Annotated in this window: 1 rRNA gene; it reads right to left on the bottom strand. The window is 55.6% G+C overall.

Going from position 1 to position 223, the window contains the following annotated elements:
• Positions 1–223: ribosomal RNA gene (locus tag RCF34_RS23235) — 23S ribosomal RNA — on the bottom strand; the annotation flags it as partial.

The following is a 223-nucleotide window of genomic DNA, read 5'->3' as shown; positions in this document are numbered from 1 at the left end:
TCTACGACCGATTTCCGACCGGTCTGAGCGCACCTTCGTACTCCTCCGTTACTCTTTAGGAGGAGACCGCCCCAGTCAAACTGCCCACCATACACTGTCCTCGATCCGGATGACGGACCAGAGTTAGAACCTCAAGATTGCCAGGGTGGTATTTCAAGGATGGCTCCACGCAGACTGGCGTCCACGCTTCAAAGCCTCCCACCTATCCTACACAAGCAAGCTC

It is taken from the genome of Pseudomonas sp. 102515 (genome assembly GCF_031085165.1).
Lineage (GTDB): Bacteria > Pseudomonadota > Gammaproteobacteria > Pseudomonadales > Pseudomonadaceae > Chryseomonas.
This window is presented reverse-complemented; position numbering and strand designations above follow the sequence as displayed.